The following is a 22,869-nucleotide window of genomic DNA, read 5'->3' on the forward strand; positions in this document are numbered from 1 at the left end:
CACTCAATCCCAATTCAGGCCGCCGCGCCGCCAGACGTAGGCGTAGGCGACGAACACGATGACGGCGAACAGCACCATTTCGATGAGGGCGAATACTCCGAGCCCGTCGAAGGCAACTGCCCAGGGGTAGAGAAATACGATCTCGATGTCGAAGACGATGAACAGCATCGCGGTCAGGTAGTACTTCACCGGGAATCGCTGTCCGGGCGGGGCGTGCGGCCCGCTGACCGGCTGGTCTGTGGGTTCGATGCCGCACTCGTAGGCTTCTAGTTTCGACCGGTTGTAGCGGGAGGGGCCGACCAGTGCGGTGGCGACCACGGAAAACACGGCGAAACCGGCGGCTAGCGCGGCGAGGACCAGGATCGGCAGGTAGAGGTTCATGCTCAGTGACGTAGTTCCCTTCCGGGCGCCGATGTGACTTCAGGCACAGCCTAGTCCGCCGTCACGGGGCGGTTGGGAAGAATCCGAAATTGCCGACAACTGTGACGGGCATCACCTGTAGCGGTAACGGCGACAGGGGAATTCGTCTCTGAGGCTGCCCTAACTAAGGCGCCGGCGTGCGCAGCAGACCCAGCACCGCACGGCTCAATTCCATCGGGTCCAGCGGGTGGGCTACCGCGGCGTCGGCGTGTGACCACTTCGCCAGCCAGACGTCGTCGGCGCGGCCGGTCAGCACCACGATGGGCGGGCACGGGGTGATCTCGTCTTTGAGCTGTTTGCAGATACCCATTCCGCCGGCCGGAGCGGCCTCCCCGTCCAGGATGGCCAGGTCGATTCCACCGGCATCCATTTGCCGGATCACCACCGGCTCGGTTGCGACCTCGACATAACTCAGCTCCGGTAGGTCCGGGTGTAGCTGCTTGCCCAACGCGGTCGTAACCCGTGCACGGGTTGCGGCGTCGTCACTGTAGACAAGGATTCGCAGCGCGGCATTGGAGTCGGACACGGACCAGATGCTACTGCGCGGGTACTGCCGATACATCGGGTTTGGAACAGCACCGTCGAAGTGATTGTCGCGCAGGAAATCTAGCGGCTACTGGGTGTATCCGGGATGGTCGATCGCCAACCGATGCTCGACCAGGGTGTACAGGCAGGCGGTGAGCGCCTCGGGCCGGTCGTCGAGGTCACCGGCCCGGATGGCGGCGGCCAGCTCTGCCTCGTCGGCGAAACCCAGCCCGGCCAAGGCCTCGGTGACGACGTCCCCGGTGGTGTCGCGCAACTCGCGTTCGACGATACGCAGTGCGTTGGCCGCCACCCGGGCGTGGAACCTGACCTGGCCGTCGGTGGCGGCCTGTCCGTCGCGATGCACCAGCGCGGTGTCCAGGAATTCGGTGACCGCGGCGACGAGTTCGGCCGCGGTGGGGCGGCGGCCCCCGGCGCTCATGGCCGGACTCCATCGAGCAGGCGCAGTACGTCCCATTCGGATTCGGAGACCCGCCGGCCGATGGTCGCCAGTTCCACCGAACGGGTTTGGCCGCTCAGGTGACGTTGCGCCTGGTAGCGGCAGATGATGCCCCATCGCAGCGTGCCCAGCAGTAGCCACCAGTCGAACCGGTCCGGATCGACGCGGTGCCCGCTGGCTTGCTCATATGCGGCCAGCAGGGCGTCGATATCGCCGAGTCCACCGGCGGCGCGCTCGCGTGGCGCACCGAAGCGCCAGGCTCGCAGGCAGAACCAGGCCAGGTCCTCGATGCCGTCGCCGAGGTGCACCAGCTCCCAGTCCAGCACGGCCGCCAGGTCGCCCTCGGCGGAGACCATCAGGTTGCCCATCCGGAAATCGCCGTGGACCAGCTGCGTCGGCACCGGCGGTGGACGATCGGCGGCCAGCCGCCGAAACGCCCACTCGAAGGCGGCGGTGGTATCGGGCATGGCATCGAGCTGGGCGCGGCATGCGGACAGCTGGTCTTCGGTGCTCAGCGCGATGCCGCCCGGGTCGGCCCGGTGGATGGCGCTCAGCGCCTGCGCGCACTGGCCCAGCAGTTGTTCGCGTCCTGCGTCATCGAGTTGGCGTTCGATGCGGCGAACGACCGTCTCGCCGTGGATCAGGTCGCAGATCAAATACGGATTCCCCAGTGCTGCAGGGGAATTATCGGCCACCAGCACGTTCGGAACCGGAGCGCCGGCCTGGCCTGCGGCGCGCTGCGCCTGCGCTTCGAGTTCCATGCTGGCGTAGAGCTCCTCGAGTGGCCCGGTGCGCAGAATCAGCGACCGGCGCTCGCGTGTGCCCGTCACGGCATCGAAAGCCCAGGTGATCCGGCTGGCGCCGCCGGTCAGCGCGCGCAGGTCCTCTACCGCGACGGGGCCCAACACCGGCGCCAGCACATCGGCCAGCCGGTCGGGGAGCTGGTCGGCGGTCATCGCCGACGGTCGAACCCGAACAGGCGCTGCGCGACCCGGCGGATCTGGATCTCCTCGGCGCCTTCGGTGATCCGGTAGCGGCGGTGATGGCGGTAGATATGCTCGAACTGCTCGTGGCGGGTATAGCCGATTCCGCCGTGAATCTGGATGGCGCGGTCGGCGGCCTCGCACACCAGCCGGTTGGCACGGTAGTTGGCCATCGACACCTTGTCGGACACCTCCAGGTGGTGGTCGCGGTCCAGGTGCCAGGCCGCATAGTTCACCAGCAGGCGCACCATCTGGGCCTCGGTCTGCAATTCGGCCAGCGGCCACTGCACCGCCTGGTTAACCGACAGCGGCTTGCCGAACACGATGCGTTGCCGGGCGTACTCGGCGGCGCGGTCGATGCAATATTGCGCGGCGCCGAGGCTGGATGCGGCCTGGCGGATCCGGTTTTCGTGCAGGAAGGTCTGGGCCACATCCAATCCGCCGTCGACCTCGCCGAGCACCGCCTCGGCGGGCACCCGCACGTTGCGGAGCTCGACCTCGCCGTGGTCGGTGGGCATGTTGAAGGTCCACCAGTAGAACGGGATGGTGAATCCCGGCGTGTCGGTGGGCACCAGGAACGCGGTGATGCCGCGCGCCGAGCCGGCGTCGCCCGACGTGCGGGCAAACACCAGGTCGTGGGTGGCCCGATGTACTCCGGTGTTGAACCGCTTGGCGCCGTTGATCACCCAGGTGTCGCCGTCGAGTTCGGCGCGGGTTTCCAGCCACGTCGCGTCCGAACCGTGGTCCGGTTCGGTCAAACCGAAGGCCATCGACCGCTCGCCGGTGATCATGGCCTGGGAGAACTCGCGGCGCTGGGAGTCGGTGCCGAACCGCTCCATCATGATCACCTGCGGGAAGTTCCCGACGATCGACGACTCGTCCTGCAGATCGTTGTGCAGGCCGAGGCCTTTGTGCGCCAGGTGCTCCCGGATCACCGCCATGTCGACGTTGGTTCCGTCCCGGCCGCCCAGAGACGCCGGCAAACCGTAGCGCAGCCAGCCGGCGGCATCAGCGCGGCGGCGCATCTCATCGAGCAGGTCCTCCCACTCGCGTCGCGGAATGCCACCGCTCTCCACGTCGGTGCGGGCGAACTCGCGCCGGTGGTCGAAATACTGCATGTGCTCGGCCTGCAGCGGTGCGATCTCGCGCTCGATGAAGTCGTCCATCTCGGCGAGAACCCCGGGAAGGTGTTCGGGCAGTGTGAAATCCATGGCGGTTCCTTCAGCTAGCAGGGGTCAACGGCCGTACAGGGTCTTTCTCCAGATCGTCGACAGCGTCTCGATGGCATCGCTGTCACTGATCCGCCATCCCGGCCCCGACGGGCCGACGAACACGACGGTGAAATTCTCGAACAGCAGCGCGATGGCCGCCGCGATGTGGTCGGGGTCGAGCTCGCGGCCATAGCCCTGCTGTTGTGCGCGCCGCACCGAGGCGGCGACGATCTCCATACCGAACCGGCGGAACTCGTTCTGCAGCGCGGCGAATCGTTCGCTGGTGGCGGCCAGCTGTGCCACCGCGATCATGACACCGATGTTCGGTGTGAACATGGCCCAATAGGCACTGACCACCGACGAGAAGAACTCGGTGTCCTCCGGGGACTCCGGTAGCCGCATCTTGAGTCCGGATGGCTCGACCACTTCGGTGAGAAACGATTCGGCCAAGGCGGCCAGCAGATCTTCCTTGTCGCGGAAATACCGGTACAGCACTGCCGTGGATTTTCCGGCCGCCGATGTGATGTCGGCCAGCGTGGTGCCATGAAATCCACGCTCGGCAAACAGTTCTCGGGCAGCCTGCTCGATCGCCCCGCGGGTCAGACGTCCCTTCGAACTGAGCTCACGCTGGGTGGACATCGAGGCGCTCAGACCCGCTTCCGATCTCCGGCGGCCAGCAGGGCGCTGGGCAGCCCGTGGCCGACCACCGTGCTGGCCACGCCGGCCGCGACGATGGCGGCATCCAGATCGATACCGGTGTCGATGCCGCAGTCACCGAGCAGGTAGACCAGGTCCTCGGTAGCGATGTTGCCGGTGGCGCCGGGGGCGAACGGACAGCCACCCAATCCGCCGGCCGAGGCGTCGAGCCGGGTGATGCCCGCCTGAACCGCCGCGTAGGCGCAGGCCAGGCCGGAGCCGCGAGTGTTGTGGAAATGCGCTCCCAGCGGAACATCGCCGATGATCGGCTGCACCGCTGCGATCAGATCGGTGACTCGCCGGGGAGTGGCCGTGCCGATGGTATCGGCGATGGCGAGGCGGTCGACCCCGAAAGCGCTTGCCGAGGCGGCGATGTCGGTGACGCGTCCGGGTTCGGTCGGGCCGTCGAACGGGCAGTCCCACGCGGTGGCGATGATGACCTCGAGTGATGCACCGGCGTCGTGGGCGATGCCGGCGATGTCGGTGATCGCTGCGACCGCCGGCGCAGTGGGGCGGCCGACGTTGGCGGTGCTGAAGGCATCCGAGGCACACACCACGTACTCGATGGATTTCAGCCCGGCGGCCACCGCCCGGGTGGCTCCGCCGGGGCTGGCGACCAGAGCGGAGAACTCCAGTTCGGGGTAGCGCCACAGCTCGGCAGCGAGTTCGGCCGCGTCGGCGAGGGCCGGGACCTTGGTCGGGGAGACGAACGACGTCACCTCGACCTCGCGGACTCCGGTGGCGGCGATTGCTGCCAACAGTTCGAGCTTGGCGCTCAACGGGATCGGCGCTTCGATCTGCAGGCCGTCGCGTAGCGCGACTTCGCGGATCGTGACCTGGCCGGGCAGTGTGCTCACAGCACCCCCTCGGTGCGTAGGGTGTCCAACTCCGCGCCGGTCTTGCCGAGCAGGCCGGCGTAGATCTCGTCGTTGTGCTGGCCGGGCCGGGCCGATCCGGCGTTGCGGATGGTGCCCGGGCTCTCCGAGAGCACCGGGATCACCCCGGGCCCCAGCACGGTGCGCTCGGCGCCCTCGTCCCAGTGCTCGGCGAGCATGCCGCGCGCCCGCAGTTGCGGGTCCTTGACGACCTCGGCCACGGTGTTGATGGGACCGGAGATCACCCCGGCATCGCTGAGCGTCGCGATGATGGCATCCGGCGCCCGCTGTGCGGCCCATTCGCCGATGATCGCGTCCAGCTCGTCCTGATTGCGACCGCGCGCGCCGTGATCGGCGAACCGGGTATCGGTTGTCAGCTCTGGTCTGCCCATGGCCTGGCACAGCCGGGAGAACACGCTGTCCTGGTTGGCGGCGATCACCACCCAACTGCCGTCGGCCGACTGGTAGATGTTCGATGGGGCGATGCCTTCGAGCCGGGTGCCCGAGGGCCCGCGCACCACACCGCCGACGTCGTAGTCGGGGATGGTGGATTCTTGGATCGCCAAGCAGGATTCGGTGAGGGCGACATCGACCACCTGGCCTTCACCGGTGACCGTGCGACGGTAGAGGGCGGCCAGGGCGCCTTGGGCGGCAAACATGCCCGCGAGGCTGTCACCCAGCGAGAGGGCCAGCCGTGGCGGCGGGCCGCCGGGAAAACCGTTCATGTGCCGCAGCCCGCTGGCCGCCTCGGCGACTGAGGCGTAGCCGGCCTTGTGGGCGTCCGGTCCGGTCTGCCCGTAGCCGGACACTCGCACCAGGATGATTCCCTGATTGCGTTGACGCAGGACGTCAAAGCCCAGCCCCCAGCGCTCCAGTGTGCCAGGGCGGAAGTTCTCCACGACGATGTCGGTCTTGTCGATGAGCTCGAGGAACAGCTCGCGACCGCGCTCGGTACGCAGGTCGAGGGTGACAGCCTTCTTGTTACGGGCATGCACGGTCCAGAAGAAGTGGTGCCCGTCGAGTTCGGCCTGTCCCCAGGTGCGCAGCGGGTCGGGTTTGCCGGGCAGCTCGATCTTGATGACCTCGGCGCCCATGTCGCCGAGCAGTCGCCCGGCGAACGGCCCGGAGATCAGCGTGCCGAGCTCCAGAACCCGGATGCCGTCGAGTGCGCCGGTAGGTGTCATGCCGACGAGCCTACGAAATCATGCTGGGCCAGCCAATCACTGATAATCGCTACGGCCTGTCGCAGTGCATCGCGCTGATCCGGCCCGGCGTAATAGTGGTTGGCTCCGGGGATTTCGTGCATCTGCTTGTCGCCGGTGCCGATCGCCTCGAAGAGCCGGCGGGTGTGGCTGGGTGTGCATGCATCGTCGGCCATGTTGCCGATCACCAGGGTGGGCACCGTGACGTCGCTGCCACAGTCCACCCCGTCGCCGTGGGCGTCGTCGTAGCTCCACTGGGACAGCCAGCTGCGCAGCGTGCAGAACCGCGCCAGCCCGACCGGGCTCATATTCACCACCTCCGGCTCGCCCAGATAGCAGCTGCCCGGGGTGCGCTCGTTGGGATCGACCGTCGGGTCCAGCCAGCGCGGGTCGGCCATGGTGCCGTGCACGACGAACCCGAACTCCCGATCGGGTAGGCCGGCCGCGGTGAAATCGGCCAGCTTCGCCTTGACCCAGGCGGTGATACGGCGATTCCGCTCGATCTGGGCGGCCCGGTAGCGGTCCAGGAACTCCGCGCTGTAGGGCGGCTGGTTCGGGTTGTCCGGGTTGTAGAGGTCCAGCTCCGGATCGCGTTTGGTCGGGTCGGACTCGTCGAGGATCGAGGCGTCCAGCCACTCGGTGAGCGTGCCGTGGCGGCTGATGTGGGCGGCCAGCAGCATCACGCCGTCGGCCGGGATCAGGTTCAGCTTCGTCAGGTCGGGACCGTCGCCGGACGGGCTTGCGGTCACCGTCGGATGTTGCGCCTGCTGTTGGTAGAACAGCGACAGCGAGCCGCCGCCGCTCCATCCGGCCAGCACCACCTTGGCGTAGCCGAGCCGGTTCTTGGCGTCGGCGATGCACTGGCCGAGGTCTTCGACCACCTTCTCCATCAGCAGCGCCGAGTCGGTGCCGCGGAATCGGCTGTTGCAGTAGATGACGTGGTGCCCGGCGCGGGCCAGGGCATTGACCATCGGCAGGTACGCGCCGCCGCCGATCGGGTGCATGAACACCAGCACGGTGTCGCTCGGCGTGGCCTTGGGCCGCAGCAGGTAACTCTCCAGCACCACCAGCTCGGCGACCCCGCCGTAGACGTCGCGGACACCCGAATTGTTCTGGTAGGCAATCAGGTAGGGGATTCGATCGTAGTCGTGTTTGGTGGTCATGCGTGCTGTCCTAGGTCGGCGGCGAGAACTTCGGGGGAGGGGGTGAGACGGCGTCGGGTGTCGATGGCGATGACCTGCCAGTCCACCCGCGCATAGTCGTCGAATTTGCGGCGCGCCCGCTCGCGGGCCTTTTCCGGCGCGCCGTGATGTACGCCTTGCGGGGCGTGGCTGATCAGGCCGGGCGGCATTGGAATGCCGTAGAGGGAACCGCCGTGGAAGAAGGCGATCTCGTCGTAGTCGACGTTGCGGTGATACCACGGAGTCCGTTCGGTTCCGGCCACCCCTTCGGCGGGCTTGGGCAGGAAATTCATCACATACACCCCGGTGGCCTGCATGAACAGATGCACCGTCGGCGGCAGGTGCACGCTGTCAGACGTCACCACGTTGTAGTCGGCGATGTTGAATGAAAAGGCGAAGTTGTCGCCGCGCCAGCCCTCGACGTCGATCGGATTATGTTGGTAGTGAAGCGTTGTCGGGCCGCCATCATGGATCAGCCGGACCTCGTAGCTCTCGCGCCCGTCCCCGAACGGATCTGGGTCGAAGGGGGCCGGATCCGGGATGACGATCAGGGAAGGGTCGAACGGGAAGTGCCGGCCCAGCGGTCCGGGCGGGGGAACCCGGAACTCGTCGGTGGCCTCGATGATCAGCAGCGTCGTCTCGGCCGCGGGGAGCTGGCGCCAGGTGGTCGCCTTGGGCAGATACAGCCAGTCGCCCTGGCGGTAGTCCAGCGGGCCGAATTCGGTCTCCAGTCGGCCGGATCCGGCATGTACGAAGCAGAGCAGGTCGCCGTCGACGTAGCGGACGTGAAACGGCATCTCCGCGTTGCGTCGGGACAGCCGGATGCGGCAGTCGGCGTTGCTGAACAGCAGCAGCGGCTCGCCGGCGGCGTCGGTGGCGTCGCTCGGCTGTAGGAGTGCGGCCAGCACGTCGACGGGCCGCAGCGGACCTTCGGCGCGGTAAGCGGTGGGGTCGTTGCGCCGGTACAGGTTCGCGGTGCGACCGGTGAAGCCGCCGCGGCCCAGTTCGTCGTCCTTGAGGCCGTCGAGATCGGCGTGCAGGCGGCGCGGTGTGGTGCCTTTGCGCAGGTGGACGAAGGATTCCATCGGCGACTCCCGGGGAGCTCATGCGAATATCGGACCAAAACTAAAAGTGACGTTACTTTTTGTTTCAGTCGTGGGCAAGAGCCTCCGCGAACTCAGCGGCCGACGAATTCCGCGGTGTTGCGGCTCAGGAACGCCTGTACCCCGATGGCGGCGTCCTCACTGGCGAACAGTTTCTGCACGGTGGGCACCAGGTCGGCCTCGGCCGCGGTGTCGCCATCACGCACCGCCTGACGGGCGCTGCGCAGGGTGGCCTGCACGCCCAGCGGCGCCTGCCGCGCGATGGTCTGGGCGATCTCGATGGCGCGGGCCAGCTGCCCGCCGTCGGGCACCACCTCCTGCACGATGCCGATTCGATGGGCCTCGCGGGCGTCGAAGGTGTCGGCCGTCAGGATCCACCGCATGGCGTTGCCCCAGCCCGCCGCCCGCGGGAATCGGATGGTGGCCCCTCCGAACGGGTAGATGCCCCGGGCGATTTCCAGTTGTGCGAAGGTGGCCGACTCGGCGGCGATGGCGATGTCGCCGGCGAGCATCAGCTCGATACCCAGCGTCAGCACCTTGCCGTGTACGGCGGTGACGACCGGTTTGGACAGCTGCCTGCCGTCGACCTGCCACGGATTGATACCGCCATCGGGAACCTGCGAGACGTTGTTGGCGATGTCGCCGGCCACACTGGCCAGGTCCAGCCCGGCGGTGAACATCGGCCCTTCGCCGTAGAGCACGGCGGCCCGCAGACTGTCGTCGGCGTCGAATTCCCCGTAGGCGGCGGCTAGTTCGCGCAGCATGGCGGAGTGGAACGCGTTGCGTTTGTCGGGCCGATTGAGGCCGATGATCTGCACATGGCCGTCGCGGCGGACGGTCAGATGTCGTAGTTCACTGGTGTCCTCCCTGGAAGCCGGGCGTATCGGCTAGACTAAATCGTCTAGACCAGATCGTCAAGAATGGAGGATCGATGGCAGCTCCGGCAAAAGCGCTGACCCACAAGGAGCGACTGCTTCGCCAGGGCATGAGGTCGTTTTATGCGTCCGGGTTTCACGGCACCACTGTCGACGCCATCTTGGCCGCATCCGGGGTGCCGAAGGGCTCGTTCTACCACCACTTCGGGTCCAAGGATGCGTTCGGCCTGGCCGTGCTGGACCGCTATATGCACATGCAGCTGGACGCCCTGGCCAAGTGGTCCGACGACGAAACCCTCAGTACCACTGACAAACTCACCGGCTACTTCGCCGAACTCACTCAGGCGTTCGTGCGGTCGGACTTCCAGCGGGCTTGTCTGGCCGGGAAATTCTCCACCGAACTGGCGGCTGACTCCGAACCGTTTCGCGACTGCCTCGATGCCGCGCTGGCCGGCTGGCATCGCGCTCTGGCCGAGTTGATGCGGGCCGGCCAGCAATGTGGGGATGTGCGTGACGACCGTTCCGCCGACGAGCTTTCGCACAGCGTGCTGGCGCTGATTCAGGGTGCGTTCGTCATCGCGCTGTCCGCTCGCGACACCCGGGCGCTCAAGGCCGTCAGCGCCAGCTTCGGCCCGCTGATCCAACCGCCGGCGTAGGGCGCTACTTCAGCTCGGCCGACGACAGGCCCAGCAGCCGGCGGGCCACCACCAGCAGCTGGATCTGCTGGGTGCCCTCGAAGATGTCGAGGATCTTCGAGTCGCGGCTCCACTTCTCCAGCAGCATCTGCTCGGAGTAGCCCAAGGTGCCGGCCATTTCGACGGCCTTGAGGGTGATGTCGCTGGCGACTCGGCCGGCCTTGGCCTTGCCCATCGACGCCTCTTTGGAGTTGGGGATGCTGTTGTCGGCCTGCCACGCCGAACGCAGGGTCAGCAGGTTCGCCGACTCCCAGTCAGCCTCCATCCGCAGGAATTCCGCGGCCGGTGCGCTCTGGGCGTGTGCCGGCTTGTCATAGGAGATCTCGATGCCGGCGGCGGTGAGCATCTTGCGCAGCTCTTCGAGTGCGGCGCGCGCGACTCCGACCGCCATGGCGGCCACGATCGGCCGGGTGTTGTCGAAGGTCTCCATGACTCCGGAGAAGCTCTTCTCGGTGTTGATCTCCGGGCTGCCCAGCAGGTTGTCCTTGGGGATGCGGGCATTGTCGAACCGGATCACCGCGGTGTCGGAGGCCTTGATGCCGAGCTTGTGCTCCAGGCGCTCGACGATGACGCCGGGGTGCTCGCGCGGCACCACGAACGACTTGATCGCCGCCCGCCCCAGAGCCTTGTCCAGCGTCGCCCACACCACGATGTGGGTGCATCGCGAACCGGCGGTGACGAAGATCTTCTCGCCGTTGATCACGTACTCGTCGCCGTCGAGGGTGGCCGTCGTCGTCACCGCCGCCGAGTCGGAGCCGAAGCTCGGCTCGGTGATGGCCATTGCGGCCCACACCTTGCCCAGGCGAGCGAGCTGTTCGTCGGTGGCCACGCCGGAGATGGCCGCATTGCCAAGGCCCTGGTAGGGCACCGACAGCATCAAAGCCACATCGCCCCAGCTCATCTCGAGCACCTGCAGCATTGCCGCCATGTTGGACGCGTTGCGGTTGCCGGTCTGCGCGCCGGCGTCGCGGAAGGCCTCGGCGCCGGCCATCGCGCTACCGCCGGCCCCGGAGACCCCGTCGAACAGGGTTTCCAGGGTGTCCAGCTCGACCGGGTAGGCGTGCTCGCGTGCGTCGTACTTGCGCGAGATGGGGCGCAGCAGTTCGGCGGCCCCGGCATGGGTCATCTCGATGACCTCGTGGAGCTTACGGGGCAGTTCCAGATTGATTGCCATGATCAGACTTTCGTGTTCGCAGCGGAGTTGGCTTGGTAGCTCGGATGACTAGATGACCAGGACGCCTTCGGCGACGCCGAGTGCCCGCAGATCGCGGTACCAGCGCTCGACCGGGTGCTCCTTGGTGTAGCCGTGGCCGCCCAGCAGCTGCACCCCGTCCAGACCGATCTGCATGCCCTTGTCGGTCGCGATCCGCTTGGCGAGGGCGGCCTCCCGGATGAAGGGCAGTCCCTGCTCGCAACGCGACGCGCCGCGCCAGGTCAGCAGCCGCAGCCCGTCGAGTTCGATGGCGATGTTGGCGCACATGAACGCCACCGACTGGCGGTTGGCGATCGGCTCACCGAACGCCTCACGCTCCTTGATGTAGGGCATCACGTGGTCGAGCACCGCGTGGCTGGTGCCGACCGCCAATGCGGCCCAGCCCAGCCGGGACAGTGCGATGGCCTGCGAGTAGTCGGCATCGGTCGCCGCTTCCTCACCGAGGCGGGCGCTCAGCGGGACCGACACCTGGTTCAGCTCGAGCTGGCCCAGGGCGGCGGCGCGAAGACCCATGCTGGGGTCGGCCTTCACGGTCAGGCCGGGCGCTGAGGACTCGACGATGAACAGTGCGGGCTTGCCGTTGAGCTGGGCGGCCACGATGAACAGCTCAGCGTCGGCAGCGGCCACCACCAACGACTTCACCCCGTCGAGCCGGTAGCCGCTGGGCGTGCGTACCGCGGTCGTCTTGAGGTTGGTCGGGTCGAACAACGGCTGTGGCTCGACGATCGCGACGCAGGCCTGGGGGACCTTCTCCCCGGCGAACTCGGGCAGGTAGGTGGCTTGCTGGTCGGCGCTGCCCCAGTGGGTCAACGCCGAAGCCACCCCGCCGGGGGCCAGGATCGGCAGTGCCAGGCCCATGTCGCCGTAGCCCAGCGCCTCGGCGACCAGCACGTTGGTGACCGCGGAACGGTGTGCGGCGATCCCGTCGAAGTCCTCCGGGATGTTGATCGCGGTGATGCCCAATTCGGCGGCCTTGCCGAGCAGCTCGCGCGGGTAGTCGAGGGCCTCGTCGGCGTCGTGGGCGGCCGGCCGCAGCAGCTCGGCCGCGAACTCCTCGACGGTGTCGACGATCATCTGTTGGTCGTCATCGGGGGTCAGGTCGAAGTAGTCAGTGTTTTTGCCGCCCTTGGCGCCGGGGGCGAGGCGCGCCGGCGCCTTGCCCAGGCCCTGAACCTTTTTGAACTGGCGGGTGGAGGCTCCGGCGACGGAGAAGGCCGTCTTCACGCCGTAGTTCAGGCTCCAGTTGAGCGGCTCTCGCAGGCGGTAGCGGTCCAGAAAGTCCCGGCTGACCAGCGGCGTGACCAGCGACAGTGCGGCCGCCATCGGGCTGCGCTTGTGCGGAGCCGACCCGACGCCGCTGGCGCGGCTGTTCAGCCGGACCTTTGAGCCGTTGGTGGCGGGGGCGATATCAGTCATGTCAGAGCCTCACTCGATGGAAGGTATCGATGAGGCCACCTTACTCCGAAGTAAGTTAACTCAGAAGTAAGGTGTGACGAAGTCCTCAATCGGCCCCCGCCGGACGCCCGTTTACTCCGGGGTCAAAGCCGCCAGCACCTGCTGGTGCAGGGCGGGGTTGGCGGCCACGGCGCAGTTCCCGTGCGGGCCCGGGTTGCCGGACAGGTCGGTGAACACCCCGCCCGCTTCGCGCACAAGGATGTCGACGGCGGCCAGATCCCACACCGACACCGCCGGCTCGATGGCTGCATCCACAGCGCCCTCGGCGACCAAGCAGTACGCCCAGAAATCGCCGTAGGAGCGTGCCCGCCACACCGCCTCGGTCAGCCCCAGGAATTGCTCCCGCAGCCCGCGCGCCGCCCAGTAGTTCAACCCGGCGAACGTCAGGCTGGAGGAGCCCACCTCGGCCACCGAGGACACCGACAGCGGTCGGGCCGGCGCGCCGGCGTGGGACCCGAACGCGCCCCGGCCGCGCGTCGCCCACCAGCGCCGGTGCAATGCCGGGGCGCTGACCACGCCGAGGATCGGCACGCCGTCCTCGAGCAACGCGATCAGGGTGGCCCACACCGGCACCCCGCGCACGAAGTTCTTGGTGCCGTCGATCGGGTCGATGATCCACTGGCGCCCAGTGAAAGTCGCGGTGCCACCGAACTCCTCGCCGAGGATCTGGTCGTCGGCACGCTCGGCGACCAGCACCTCGCGCAGTGCGGTTTCGACCGCCTGGTCGGCGTCGGTCACCGGAGTCAGGTCGGGCTTGGTGTCGACCCGCAGGTCGAGCGCACCGAACCGCGCCAGCGTGATTTCGTCCGCCCGGTCGGCCAGAGCCAGGGCCAGCGTGAGGTCTGCGTCGAGATTGTCGTTGATCTGCGCCATGGCGAAAGTCCTACCATGACCGCATGTGGGAGTTCGGGGCACTGCTGTTGCTACTGGCCATTCTCGCGGTGTTCCTGGCGCCGCGGTTGTTCCGGCCGGGGCCGGGCGGTGGAGCCCAAGAGGGCACCGTCCTGGTCACCGGCGTCAGTCCGCGGCCCGAGGCGACCGGCGCGCAATACGTCACCATCACCGGCGTCCTGCATGGTCCGACGGTGGATGAGCACGAGGTCTATCAGCGGTTCGCGGTCGACGTCAGCAAGTGGCCGAGCGTGGGCGACCTGCTGCCGGTGCGGTACTCGCCGCGCAACCCGGACAACTGGAATCTGACCGGGCCAATAGGAGACTGACGCTCCCGTCTACCGCGGCTGCGACTCCGGCAACGGCACCGGGTAGGACGTCAAGCCCGCGTCATCACAGTCCGGGCAGGAGTCATTCGAGCCCGGCCCATGCCCGATCCGCAGCATCTCGGCGACGTTGGCCAGCTTGACCCGGGGCCGGCCGTGCGGCTCACCGGTGGAGCGCTCGTGGGCGTCGATCAGCTGCCAGTGCTCGGCGGTGACCAGATCCGGTTGGCGGGACAACAGCCACCGGTGCAGTTGGGCTTCGTAGTCGGCGTCCACGTCGGGAAGACCGGTTTGCGCTGCCCGGGCGGCCAGATCCGCGGCGAGCGTGTCGACGGTGGCCTGCGAGTCGCTCTTGTTGGAGCCGATCACCCCTGAAGGTCCACGCTTGATCCACCCGACCACGTACTGATTGCTGGTGCCTTCGATGCGCCCGTCGGTGTGTGGGATGGTGCAGCTGCGTTCGTCGAACGGCAGTCCGGGCATCGGTACGCCGCGATAACCGACCGAGCGCACCACCAGCTGAGCCGGCAGCACCTCGCGTTCACCGGTGTCGTGTGCGCTGACCCGGCCCTGCTCGTCGGTCGTCAGCTCGTTGCGCCCCAACACGATTTCCTCGACCCGGCCGTCGCCGCGAATCTCGATCGGAGAGGTGCAGAACCGGAACACGATTCGGCGATGGCCCGGTCGCAATTCGCGTCCGACATAGGTGCGCAGCACTTTGACGTTCTGCTTGGGATGTTTGGCGGCCGCCTCGATGTCCTCGTCGGTGATGCCGGCGAACTCCGCGGCGTCGATCACCACGTCGACATCGTCGAGGCCCTTGAGATCGCCGAGTTCGCGGAGCTCCGGGCTGGTGAACGTGGCCTGTAGCGGGCCGCGCCGGCCGACGATCACCACCTCTTCGATGCCGCGCGGACCCAGCAGGTCCAGGGCGTGGTCGGCGATGTCGGTGCGGCGCAGTTCGTCGGGCTGGCTGACCAGGATGCGGGCCACATCCAGGGCCACGTTGCCGTTACCGACCACGATGGCGCGCTTGCAGGTCAGGTCGGGTGCGTGGTCGACGAAGTGCGGATGGGCGTTGTACCAGCCGACGAAGTCCACCGCCGCCACGCTGCCGGCCAGGTCCTCCCCGGGAATGCCCAGTTGCCGATTCGACTGCGCGCCGATCGCGTAGATGACCGCGTCGTAGCGCTCGGCCAGTTCCTCGGGCGTCACGTGCTCGCCGACGGTGACGTTGCCGTAGAACCGGAATCGAGGATCGGCCGCGGTCTTCTCGAACTGCGCACTGATCGACTTGATCTTCGGATGATCCGGCGCCACTCCCGAGCGCACCAGGCCCCACGGCGTCGGCAGCATCTCCAGCATGTCGACGCGCACGTCGACTTCACCGCCGGCAGCCAGCTTGAGCAGCGATGCCGCAGCGAAGTAGCCGGAGGGACCGGAGCCGACGATCGCGACGTGGTAGGGCCGCATCCTCGAACCTTCTTTCTCCTCGGAAGTCGTTCATGCACCCGCGTAACCCCGATGCTAGAGGTCGCACGCCAGTGGCCGCCGGTAACCTCGATAAACGTGGAACCAGACCGCCAGCCTGACATCGACGCCCTCGACACCACCTTGACCACGGTGGAGCGGGTGGTTGACGTCGACGGACTGCGCAGCCGTATCGACAAACTCGAGCACGAGGCGTCCGACCCGAATCTGTGGGACGACCAGGCCCGCGCCCAACGCGTCACCAGTGAGTTGTCGCACGCGCAGGGGGAGTTGCGCCGCGTGGAGGAACTGCGCCGCCGCCTGGATGACCTGCCGGTGCTCTACGAGATGGCGGCCGAGGAAGAGGGCGCGGCCGCTGCCGATGCCCTGGCCGAAGCCGACGCCGAGCTCGCGTCGCTGCGAACCGACGTCGAGACCATGGAAGTGCGCACCCTGCTCTCGGGTGAGTACGACGAGCGCGAAGCGCTGGTCACGATCCGCTCCGGTGCGGGCGGCGTGGACGCCGCGGACTGGGCCGAGATGCTGATGCGGATGTACATCCGCTGGGCCGAGCAGCACAAGTACGGCGTCGAGGTGTTCGACACCTCCTACGCCGAAGAGGCCGGGATCAAGAGCGCCACGTTCGCGGTGCACGCGCCCTTCGCCTACGGCACCCTTTCGGTGGAGCAGGGCACCCACCGGCTGGTGCGGATCAGCCCGTTCGACAACCAGGGGCGCCGGCAGACGTCGTTCGCCGAGGTCGAGGTGCTGCCGGTGGTGGAGACCACCGACCACATCGACATCCCCGAGGGCGACGTCCGAGTCGACGTCTACCGCTCCAGCGGGCCCGGCGGACAGTCGGTCAACACCACCGACTCGGCGGTGCGGCTCACCCACATCCCGACCGGGATCGTCGTCACCTGTCAGAACGAAAAATCGCAGCTGCAGAACAAGGTTTCGGCGATGCGCGTGCTGCAGGCGAAGCTGATGGAACGCAAGCGATCTGAGGAGCGCGCCGAGATGGACGCGCTCAAGGGCGACGGCGGCAGCTCGTGGGGCAACCAGATGCGCTCCTATGTGCTGCACCCGTACCAGATGGTCAAGGACCTGCGGACCGAGTTTGAGGTCGGCAACCCGGCCGCGGTGCTCGACGGTGACATCGACGGATTCCTGGAGGCCGGAATCCGCTGGCGCAACAGGCCTGAAGGCGACTGAGCGCATGGTCTTGGCCTTCGCCCCGGGACAACGCTGGCATGAGCTGTGGCGCGGTCAGATCGGCGAGTGGGTCATCACCAAAGGATTGCGGATCGTCCTGTTGCTGATCGGGGCGGTGCTGGCGTCGCGGTTCATCACCTGGGCGGCGCGCCGCGTCACGCGGCGGCTGGAACGCGGCTTTGCAGCCAGCGACGCGCTGGTGCGTTCGGAGGCCTCCAAGCACCGTCAGGCGGTCGCCTCGGTGATCTCCTGGGTGTCGGTGGTGCTGTTGTGCGTGATGGTCGCCGTCCAGATCACCAGCATCCTCGATATTCCGGTCGGCTCTCTGGTGGGGCCGGCTGCGGTGTTGGGTGGCGCGATCGGTTTCGGCGCCCAGAAGCTGGTGCAGGACCTGCTGAGCGGCTTCTTCATCATCACCGAAAAGCAGTACGGCTTCGGCGATCTGGTGCAGCTGTCCATGGCGGGAGCGCCGACCGAAGCGCTCGGGACCGTCGAGGAGGTCACGCTGCGGGTGACGAAGTTGCGCACTCCCAACGGCGAGGTCTACAACGTCCCGAACGGCAACATCGTGCGGTCGCTGAACCTGTCCAAGGACTGGGCGCGCGCCGTTGTCGACATCCCGGTACCCACCAGTGCTGACCTGACTCGGGTCAACGAGGTGCTGCATCAGGTCTGTGAGAACGCCCGCGAGGCCGACGCCCCGCTGCGGGATCTGCTGCTGGACCAGCCGTCGATCATGGGGGTGGAGAGCATCGAGCTCGGTGTCGTCAACCTGCGGATGGTGGCCCGTACCCTCCCCGGGAAGCAATTCGAGGTGGGACGTCGGCTGCGCATCCAGGTGGTGCGGGCCCTGGCGTCGGCCGGCGTCGTCACCGCCGGTGATGTGAAGCCGGTGGAGACACTGTGAGGCTCAGCATCAGAAAGCCCGCCGACACCCCGGAGCAGCCGGAGGCGGCAGACGGCAAGCGATGGAAGTGGCCGGAGCATCTGTTCGGCGGTCGGGTCCGCACCTCCACGGTGGCGCTGATCATCGCCTTCGCCGCGGTGTGGTGGGTCTATGACACCTACCGGGAAGAGCCGACGCCGCCACCCGCCCCGCAGGTGGTGCCGCCGGGCTTCATCCCCGACCCGGCCTATACCTGGGTGCCGCGCACCAAGCTGCAACAACCGCCGGTGACCATCACCGAGACCGTCACACCCACGCCCACCACGACCGAGACCCCCGCCCCGACCGAGCCGCCGCCCGGCGAACCGCCGGCGCCGACACCGGTGCCGGGATTCCCGTTCTGTCCGCCGCTGTGCCCGCCGCCGGCCCCGGTTCCGCCGGTGGAACCGGCGCCCAACCCACCGCCGCCCGAGCCTTCCGCGCCTGCGGCACCGCCCGGCGCTGCGCAGCCACCGGCCCAGCCCGGCCCGGCAACACCCGCGTCCCCGCCCGGCCCGGGCGTCTCGCACGGCTAAACTGCGTGCCGTGATGATCACGCTCGACCATGTCACCAAGCAGTACAAATCGTCGGCCCGCCCGGCGCTCGACAATGTCAACGTCAAGATCGACAAGGGCGAGTTCGTCTTCCTGATCGGCCCGTCGGGCTCGGGCAAATCGACCTTCATGCGGCTGCTGCTGGCCGAGGAGACACCCACCTCGGGCGACATTCAGGTGTCGAAGTTCCACGTCAACAAGCTGGCCGGCCGCCACATCCCCAGCCTGCGGCAGGTGCTGGGCTGCGTGTTCCAGGACTTCCGGCTGCTGCAGCAGAAGACCGTGTTCGAAAACGTCGCGTTCGCCCTCGAGGTCATCGGCAAGAAGCCGGAGATGATCAATCGGGTTGTCCCCGAGGTTCTGGAGATGGTCGGGTTGTCCGGCAAAGCAAACCGGCTGCCCGGCGAGCTGTCCGGAGGTGAGCAACAGCGGGTGGCGATCGCCCGGGCCTTCGTCAACCGGCCCCTGGTGCTGCTGGCCGACGAGCCGACCGGAAACCTCGACCCGGAGACAAGTGAGGACATCATGGACCTGCTGGAGCGGATCAACCGCACGGGAACCACGGTGCTGATGGCGACCCACGACCACCACATCGTCGACTCGATGCGCCAGCGCGTCGTCGAGCTGTCACTGGGACGGTTGGTGCGCGACGAACAGCGCGGCGTTTACGGAATGGATCGCTGACGTGCGCTTTGGATTCCTGTTCAACGAGGTCCTGACCGGCCTGCGTCGCAACGTCACCATGACGGTGGCGATGATCCTCACCACGGCCATCTCGATCGGTCTGTTCGGCGGTGGCCTGCTGGTGGTGCGCCTGGCCGACCAGTCCCGCAGCATCTACCTGGACCGGGTGGAATCGCAGGTGTTCTTGGACCCCGACGTCGCCGCCGATGACCCGAACTGCGAGGGGCAGGGATGCAAGGCGCTGCGGGAGCAGATCGAAACACGCAACGACGTGAAGTCGGTGCGCTACCTCAACTCCGACGACGCGTATGCCGACGCCATCCGCAAGTTCCCGGAATTCAAGGATGTGGCGAGTAAGGACTCGTTCCCGGCCTCGTTCATCGTCAAGCTGGAGAATCCGGAGCAGAGCAAGGATTTCGACGCCGCGATGCAGAGCCAGCCGGGCGTGCTCAGCGTGCTCAACCAGAAGAAGCTCATCGACCGGCTGTTCGCCGTGCTCGACGGACTGAGCAGTGCTGCGTTCGCGGTCGCCCTCGTGCAGGCGGTGGGGGCGGTGCTGTTGATCGCCAACATGGTTCAGGTCGCCGCCTACACGCGCCGCACCGAGGTCTCCATCATGCGTCTGGTGGGCGCCAGTCGCTGGTATACCCAGCTGCCGTTCCTGGTGGAGGCGGTGCTGGCCGCGACGGTGGGGGTGATCATCGCGATCATCGGGCTTTTGGTGGTGCGGGCGCTTTTCCTCGACAACGCGCTCAGCCAGTTCTATCAAGCACATCTGATCGCGCGGATCGACTATGCCGACATCCTCTACATCTCGCCGATCCTGCTGCTGCTGGGCGCGGCGATGGCCGGAGCCACCGCATACGTGACGCTTCGGCTGTATGTGCGGCGGTAGCGATGGCTAAGAAAGCGGCGGACAAGGGCAGCAAGAAGAAGCTCGACAAACAGATCGTTGCGTCGAATCGCAAAGCACGCCACAACTACTCGATTCTGGACGTGTACGAGGCGGGGGTGTCGCTGGTCGGCACCGAGGTGAAAAGCCTGCGAGCCGGGCAGGCCTCACTGGTCGATGCGTTCGCCACCGTCGACGACGGCGAAGTGTGGCTGCGCAACATGCACATTCCGGAGTACCACCACGGCACCTGGACCAACCACGAACCGCGACGCACCCGCAAGCTGCTGTTGCATCGACGCCAGATCGACATGCTGATCGGCAAGATCCGCGACGGCAATCTCACCCTGGTGCCGCTGTCGGTGTACTTCACCGAGGGCAAGGTGAAGGTCGAATTGGCGCTGGCGCGCGGTAAGCAGGCCCACGACAAGCGTCAGGACCTCGCCAAGCGCGACGCACAACGCGAAGTCACCCGGGCGCTGGGTCGGCGCGCCAAGGGCATGTGACCGGCGCCGTCCTGGCGCTGCTGTCAGCGGCCGGGTTCGGGGTCAGCGATTTCGCCGGTGGCCTCGCCGCGCGCCGCGTACCCGCACTGCGGGTGGTGCTGGTCTCCTACCCGGTGGCGCTGGTGTTGCTGGGCACGTTCGCCATTGCGGTGGGTGGACCGATTCCCCTGGGCGCGATCGGCTGGGGCCTGGCCTCCGGTGTCGCGCTGGGGTTGGGCGGCTGGTGGTTCTACGCCGCGTTGGGTGCCGGGCCCATCTCGGTGGTGTCTCCGATTTCGGCGGTGCTGACGGCCGGGGTTCCGGTGGGGGCCGGCTTAATCCAGGGGGAGCGGCCCGGGCTGGTAGCCGACGGCGGGATCGTGCTGGCGCTGTTGGCGGTGGTCCTGGTGAGCCGGCAGGCCACCGACGAAGACATCCGGCCGCACCGCTTCACCCGCAAGGTGGCCTGGCTGACCGTGGGAGCCGGCGTGGCGTTCGGATTGGACTTCGTGTTCATTCACGAGGCGCCGGCGGACTCCGGGCTGTGGCCGTTGGCGTTCGCGCGGGTGGCCGCCGCGCTGCTGGTGTTCACCGCGGCGACCGGGGCGCGTGAATTGCACCTGCCCACCGGCCGGCCGTTGAAGCTGGCGCTGGTGGCGGGGCTGTCGGATACCGCAGCCAATGTCGCGATGCTGCTCGCGCTGCGCGGCTCGGACCTGTCGCTGGCCAGCGTGCTGATCTCGCTGTTCCCGGCGGTGACGGTGGTGCTGGCCATTGTGGTGTTACGCGAGCGGGTGCACCGCGGACAGGTGCTCGGCATGGTGCTGGCGGCGGTGGCGGTGGCGATGATCACCGCCCGGTGACGGTGCGGCGCCGATGGAATGAACGGGCATCGGTTCGTCGTTGTAAACCGCGTACCATGAAGTGTCCGCCGACGGTCGGTGGGCAAATACCCAAGACAGGGGGCTGAAAGGTTTCGACTGCGTGTGTCGAATCAAGGGAAGCGTGCCGGTGCAGGCAGGAGACCACCGTAAGCGTCGCTGTAAACAAGTAAGCGCCAAGGCACTTACGCCGGCTAAGGTCGCTCTTCAGAGCGACTTCGCCCTCGCTGCCTAAGCGAGGCGGGCCTGTCAGACCGGGAGCTCCCTCGGCCCGGACCCTGGCATCGACTAGAGGGATCCACCGATACGTCCGGTCGCGGGATGTATCGGGACACCAACAGCGACTGGGATCGTCATCTCGGCTTGTTCGCGTGACCGGGAGATCCAAGTAGAGACATAGCGAACTGCGCACGGAGAAGTCTTGAGGGAATGCCGTAGGACCCGGGTTCGATTCCCGGCAGCTCCACAACTAAACAGCAGGCCAGGGTAGACAAACTACCCGCGCAGAGGTCACGTCAACGCTGCGTCAACATTTTGTTGGCGCTAGGATGCGCGACGTGGCCTCTGTTCGTATGCGCACCCGCAAGGATGGTTCGGTCTATTACGCGGTCTTGTACCGCCATGGCAGCAGGCAGACCAGTACGTCGTTTCCTGATGAGAAGGAGGCTCAGTGGTTCCGGGACTTGGTCGGTGCGGTGGGTCCGTCGCGGGCGATGGAAATCGCGGGCGTCGCGGACATCGCGCCTCGCACGATGTCGTCGCAGACGGTCGCGGAGTACTTGGAACGGCACATCCAAAGCCTGACCGGAGTTGAGAAGAAGACGGTCGTCGAGTACCGGCGATATCTCCGGAATGACATCGGTCCGGCCCTCGGCGCTATCCCGTTGAAGAAGCTGACTCGCGACGACGTTTCGGCTTGGGTCAACGGCATGGCGGAAGGCGGGGCGTCGGGTAAGACGATCCAGAACAAGCATGGGTTTCTGTCTGGTGCGCTAACTCGGGCTGTGGAAGTTGGAGACTTAGCGGCTAATCCTTGCCACCGGATGAAGATGCCCCGCACTGAGAAGCGGCCCTATCTCTATCTCACCCGCGACGAGTTCCAGGTGCTTAAGGCAGCGTTCAGCGAGCACTACCAACCCTTGGTGGAGTTCTTGGTCGCCTCGGGCTGCCGATTCTCGGAGGCTGTGGCGCTGCGGCCGTCGGACGTTGACCGCAAACAGGGGACCGTCTCGATTACTCGCGCATGGCACAAGGGAGGCCCGGACAGCTACTACCTCGGGCCACCTAAGACTGAGAAGTCGGTCCGAACCATCAATGTTCCGACCCGGGTGTTAGAGCAGCTCGACTACTCTGGTGAATGGTTGTTCGTTGGGACGAATGGAAAGCCGATCAGGATTTACAGCTGGCGTGCCAACGTTTGGTACAAGTCGCTACAAAAGGCGCAGAGGAATGGTCTGGAGCGGACACCGTGCATCCGTGATCTCCGGACAACGTGCGGGTCATGGATGGTTCAGAACGGCATTGATCTGGCGGTGGTCCAGGACCACTTGGGGCACGACTCGTATGAGACGACCCGGCGACACTATGCACATCTTGATCGACGCAACCATGAGGTGGCGGCCGAAGCGATAGGTAAGATGCTGCCTTAAGGTCG

General features: G+C 66.9%; 24 protein-coding genes, 1 other RNA gene and 1 pseudogene. 11 read left to right on the forward strand and 15 right to left on the reverse strand.

Annotation, left to right across the window (positions count from 1 at the left end; genetic code table 11):
- Positions 1-3: 3 nt before the first annotated feature.
- From ACJH5R_RS12550 to ACJH5R_RS12600, 11 genes are all read right to left on the reverse strand, one after another.
- The gene (locus ACJH5R_RS12550; RefSeq protein WP_406757550.1) at positions 4-381 is read right to left on the reverse strand and encodes an NADH-quinone oxidoreductase subunit A; all 378 of its coding nucleotides are present in this window, start codon (positions 379-381) and stop codon (positions 4-6) included.
- A gap of 163 nt (positions 382-544) precedes the next feature.
- Complete coding sequence (locus ACJH5R_RS12555) at positions 545-946, reverse strand: hypothetical protein (protein WP_406757549.1); 402 nt, start codon at positions 944-946, stop codon at positions 545-547.
- 87 nt (positions 947-1,033) lie between these two features.
- Positions 1,034-1,384 carry a DUF6285 domain-containing protein gene (locus ACJH5R_RS12560; protein WP_406757548.1) on the reverse strand — a complete coding sequence of 117 codons (351 nt, stop codon included), beginning with the start codon at positions 1,382-1,384 and terminating at the stop codon, positions 1,034-1,036.
- Entirely contained in the window at positions 1,381-2,358 is a 978-nt protein-coding gene (locus ACJH5R_RS12565; protein ID WP_406757547.1) for a phosphotransferase family protein, read from the reverse strand. Before ACJH5R_RS12565 ends, ACJH5R_RS12560 begins: the two co-directional genes overlap by 4 nt.
- Positions 2,355-3,596 (reverse strand): acyl-CoA dehydrogenase family protein, encoded by a 1,242-nt coding sequence (locus ACJH5R_RS12570; RefSeq protein WP_406782052.1) that lies wholly within the window; start codon positions 3,594-3,596, stop codon positions 2,355-2,357. Before ACJH5R_RS12570 ends, ACJH5R_RS12565 begins: the two co-directional genes overlap by 4 nt.
- A gap of 24 nt (positions 3,597-3,620) precedes the next feature.
- Positions 3,621-4,235 carry a TetR/AcrR family transcriptional regulator gene (locus tag ACJH5R_RS12575; RefSeq protein WP_406782053.1) on the reverse strand — a complete coding sequence of 205 codons (615 nt, stop codon included), beginning with the start codon at positions 4,233-4,235 and terminating at the stop codon, positions 3,621-3,623.
- 8 nt (positions 4,236-4,243) lie between these two features.
- A complete protein-coding gene (locus ACJH5R_RS12580) occupies positions 4,244-5,149 on the reverse strand; it encodes a hydroxymethylglutaryl-CoA lyase (RefSeq protein ID WP_406782054.1) in 906 nt (301 codons plus the stop codon).
- Positions 5,146-6,351 carry a CaiB/BaiF CoA transferase family protein gene (locus ACJH5R_RS12585; protein ID WP_406782055.1) on the reverse strand — a complete coding sequence of 402 codons (1,206 nt, stop codon included), beginning with the start codon at positions 6,349-6,351 and terminating at the stop codon, positions 5,146-5,148. The genes ACJH5R_RS12580 and ACJH5R_RS12585 overlap by 4 nt, the downstream gene beginning before the upstream one ends.
- Entirely contained in the window at positions 6,348-7,532 is a 1,185-nt protein-coding gene (locus ACJH5R_RS12590; RefSeq protein WP_406782056.1) for an alpha/beta hydrolase family protein, read from the reverse strand. Before ACJH5R_RS12590 ends, ACJH5R_RS12585 begins: the two co-directional genes overlap by 4 nt.
- A complete protein-coding gene (locus ACJH5R_RS12595) occupies positions 7,529-8,635 on the reverse strand; it encodes a homogentisate 1,2-dioxygenase (protein WP_406782057.1) in 1,107 nt (368 codons plus the stop codon). The genes ACJH5R_RS12590 and ACJH5R_RS12595 overlap by 4 nt, the downstream gene beginning before the upstream one ends.
- A gap of 92 nt (positions 8,636-8,727) precedes the next feature.
- On the reverse strand, positions 8,728-9,495 hold the full coding sequence (locus tag ACJH5R_RS12600; RefSeq protein ID WP_406782204.1) for a crotonase/enoyl-CoA hydratase family protein: 768 nt from the start codon (positions 9,493-9,495) through the stop codon (positions 8,728-8,730).
- Between the two features lie 89 nt (positions 9,496-9,584).
- Here ACJH5R_RS12600 and ACJH5R_RS12605 point away from each other — a divergent pair, with 89 nt between their 5' ends.
- Positions 9,585-10,184, forward strand: coding sequence for a TetR/AcrR family transcriptional regulator (locus ACJH5R_RS12605; protein ID WP_406782058.1), 600 nt, complete (start codon positions 9,585-9,587; stop codon positions 10,182-10,184).
- A gap of 4 nt (positions 10,185-10,188) precedes the next feature.
- Here the strand turns inward: ACJH5R_RS12605 and ACJH5R_RS12610 are convergent, their stop codons facing one another.
- The 3 genes from ACJH5R_RS12610 to hisN form a co-directional block, all read right to left on the reverse strand.
- A complete protein-coding gene (locus tag ACJH5R_RS12610) occupies positions 10,189-11,397 on the reverse strand; it encodes an acyl-CoA dehydrogenase family protein (protein ID WP_406782059.1) in 1,209 nt (402 codons plus the stop codon).
- A gap of 48 nt (positions 11,398-11,445) precedes the next feature.
- A complete protein-coding gene (locus ACJH5R_RS12615) occupies positions 11,446-12,852 on the reverse strand; it encodes an acyl-CoA dehydrogenase family protein (RefSeq protein WP_406782060.1) in 1,407 nt (468 codons plus the stop codon).
- A gap of 111 nt (positions 12,853-12,963) precedes the next feature.
- Complete coding sequence (hisN, locus tag ACJH5R_RS12620) at positions 12,964-13,764, reverse strand: histidinol-phosphatase (RefSeq protein WP_406782061.1); 801 nt, start codon at positions 13,762-13,764, stop codon at positions 12,964-12,966.
- Positions 13,765-13,787: 23 nt separating this feature from the next.
- Between hisN and ACJH5R_RS12625 the strand changes: the two genes are divergently transcribed.
- Entirely contained in the window at positions 13,788-14,111 is a 324-nt protein-coding gene (locus ACJH5R_RS12625) for a hypothetical protein (RefSeq protein ID WP_406782062.1), read from the forward strand.
- 99 nt (positions 14,112-14,210) lie between these two features.
- Here ACJH5R_RS12625 and ACJH5R_RS12630 read toward each other — a convergent pair.
- Positions 14,211-15,581 (reverse strand): annotated as a pseudogene (locus ACJH5R_RS12630) (FAD-dependent oxidoreductase); the annotation flags it as partial.
- A 96-nt stretch (positions 15,582-15,677) separates the two neighbouring features.
- Between ACJH5R_RS12630 and prfB the strand changes: the two are divergent.
- The 9 genes from prfB to ACJH5R_RS12675 all read left to right on the forward strand — a co-directional run bounded on the left by prfB (position 15,678) and on the right by ACJH5R_RS12675 (position 22,864).
- Entirely contained in the window at positions 15,678-16,793 is a 1,116-nt protein-coding gene (gene prfB / locus ACJH5R_RS12635) for a peptide chain release factor 2 (protein WP_406757534.1), read from the forward strand.
- 4 nt (positions 16,794-16,797) lie between these two features.
- Positions 16,798-17,700 (forward strand): mechanosensitive ion channel family protein, encoded by a 903-nt coding sequence (locus ACJH5R_RS12640; RefSeq protein ID WP_406757533.1) that lies wholly within the window; start codon positions 16,798-16,800, stop codon positions 17,698-17,700.
- Positions 17,701-17,708: 8 nt separating this feature from the next.
- On the forward strand, positions 17,709-18,254 hold the full coding sequence (locus ACJH5R_RS12645) for a hypothetical protein (protein ID WP_406782205.1): 546 nt from the start codon (positions 17,709-17,711) through the stop codon (positions 18,252-18,254).
- Positions 18,255-18,267: 13 nt separating this feature from the next.
- On the forward strand, positions 18,268-18,957 hold the full coding sequence (gene ftsE / locus ACJH5R_RS12650; protein WP_046284564.1) for a cell division ATP-binding protein FtsE: 690 nt from the start codon (positions 18,268-18,270) through the stop codon (positions 18,955-18,957).
- Position 18,958: 1 nt separating this feature from the next.
- Positions 18,959-19,852, forward strand: a complete 894-nt coding sequence (gene ftsX, locus ACJH5R_RS12655) for a permease-like cell division protein FtsX (protein WP_406757532.1) — start codon at positions 18,959-18,961, stop codon at positions 19,850-19,852.
- A 2-nt stretch (positions 19,853-19,854) separates the two neighbouring features.
- Positions 19,855-20,355, forward strand: coding sequence for an SsrA-binding protein SmpB (gene smpB / locus ACJH5R_RS12660; protein ID WP_406782063.1), 501 nt, complete (start codon positions 19,855-19,857; stop codon positions 20,353-20,355).
- Positions 20,352-21,197 carry an EamA family transporter gene (locus tag ACJH5R_RS12665; protein ID WP_406757531.1) on the forward strand — a complete coding sequence of 282 codons (846 nt, stop codon included), beginning with the start codon at positions 20,352-20,354 and terminating at the stop codon, positions 21,195-21,197. The genes smpB and ACJH5R_RS12665 overlap by 4 nt, the downstream gene beginning before the upstream one ends.
- Positions 21,198-21,296: 99 nt before the next feature.
- Positions 21,297-21,684: a transfer-messenger RNA gene (ssrA, locus tag ACJH5R_RS12670) on the forward strand.
- Positions 21,685-21,763: 79 nt separating this feature from the next.
- Entirely contained in the window at positions 21,764-22,864 is a 1,101-nt protein-coding gene (locus ACJH5R_RS12675) for a tyrosine-type recombinase/integrase (protein ID WP_406782064.1), read from the forward strand.
- The last annotated feature ends 5 nt before the right edge of the window (positions 22,865-22,869 follow it).

Origin of the sequence: Mycobacterium sp. SMC-19 (assembly GCF_045310815.1) — a bacterium.
Lineage (GTDB): Bacteria > Actinomycetota > Actinomycetes > Mycobacteriales > Mycobacteriaceae > Mycobacterium.

What these genes read in the sequence shown, in the direction of transcription:
- ACJH5R_RS12550 (WP_406757550.1), bottom strand. Translation starts at nt 381, where the DNA reads ATGAACCTCTACCTGCCGATCCTGGTCCTCGCCGCGCTAGCCGCCGGT.
- ACJH5R_RS12560 (WP_406757548.1), bottom strand. Translation starts at nt 1,384, where the DNA reads ATGAGCGCCGGGGGCCGCCGCCCCACCGCGGCCGAACTCGTCGCCGCG.
- ACJH5R_RS12565 (WP_406757547.1), bottom strand. Translation starts at nt 2,358, where the DNA reads ATGACCGCCGACCAGCTCCCCGACCGGCTGGCCGATGTGCTGGCGCCG.
- ACJH5R_RS12570 (WP_406782052.1), bottom strand. Translation starts at nt 3,596, where the DNA reads ATGGATTTCACACTGCCCGAACACCTTCCCGGGGTTCTCGCCGAGATG.
- ACJH5R_RS12575 (WP_406782053.1), bottom strand. Translation starts at nt 4,235, where the DNA reads ATGTCCACCCAGCGTGAGCTCAGTTCGAAGGGACGTCTGACCCGCGGG.
- ACJH5R_RS12585 (WP_406782055.1), bottom strand. Translation starts at nt 6,351, where the DNA reads ATGACACCTACCGGCGCACTCGACGGCATCCGGGTTCTGGAGCTCGGC.
- ACJH5R_RS12590 (WP_406782056.1), bottom strand. Translation starts at nt 7,532, where the DNA reads ATGACCACCAAACACGACTACGATCGAATCCCCTACCTGATTGCCTAC.
- ACJH5R_RS12595 (WP_406782057.1), bottom strand. Translation starts at nt 8,635, where the DNA reads ATGGAATCCTTCGTCCACCTGCGCAAAGGCACCACACCGCGCCGCCTG.
- ACJH5R_RS12605 (WP_406782058.1), top strand. Translation starts at nt 9,585, where the DNA reads ATGGCAGCTCCGGCAAAAGCGCTGACCCACAAGGAGCGACTGCTTCGC.
- ACJH5R_RS12610 (WP_406782059.1), bottom strand. Translation starts at nt 11,397, where the DNA reads ATGGCAATCAATCTGGAACTGCCCCGTAAGCTCCACGAGGTCATCGAG.
- ACJH5R_RS12615 (WP_406782060.1), bottom strand. Translation starts at nt 12,852, where the DNA reads ATGACTGATATCGCCCCCGCCACCAACGGCTCAAAGGTCCGGCTGAAC.
- hisN (WP_406782061.1), bottom strand. Translation starts at nt 13,764, where the DNA reads ATGGCGCAGATCAACGACAATCTCGACGCAGACCTCACGCTGGCCCTG.
- ACJH5R_RS12625 (WP_406782062.1), top strand. Translation starts at nt 13,788, where the DNA reads ATGTGGGAGTTCGGGGCACTGCTGTTGCTACTGGCCATTCTCGCGGTG.
- ACJH5R_RS12640 (WP_406757533.1), top strand. Translation starts at nt 16,798, where the DNA reads ATGGTCTTGGCCTTCGCCCCGGGACAACGCTGGCATGAGCTGTGGCGC.
- ftsE (WP_046284564.1), top strand. Translation starts at nt 18,268, where the DNA reads ATGATCACGCTCGACCATGTCACCAAGCAGTACAAATCGTCGGCCCGC.
- smpB (WP_406782063.1), top strand. Translation starts at nt 19,855, where the DNA reads ATGGCTAAGAAAGCGGCGGACAAGGGCAGCAAGAAGAAGCTCGACAAA.
- ACJH5R_RS12675 (WP_406782064.1), top strand. Translation starts at nt 21,764, where the DNA reads ATGCGCGACGTGGCCTCTGTTCGTATGCGCACCCGCAAGGATGGTTCG.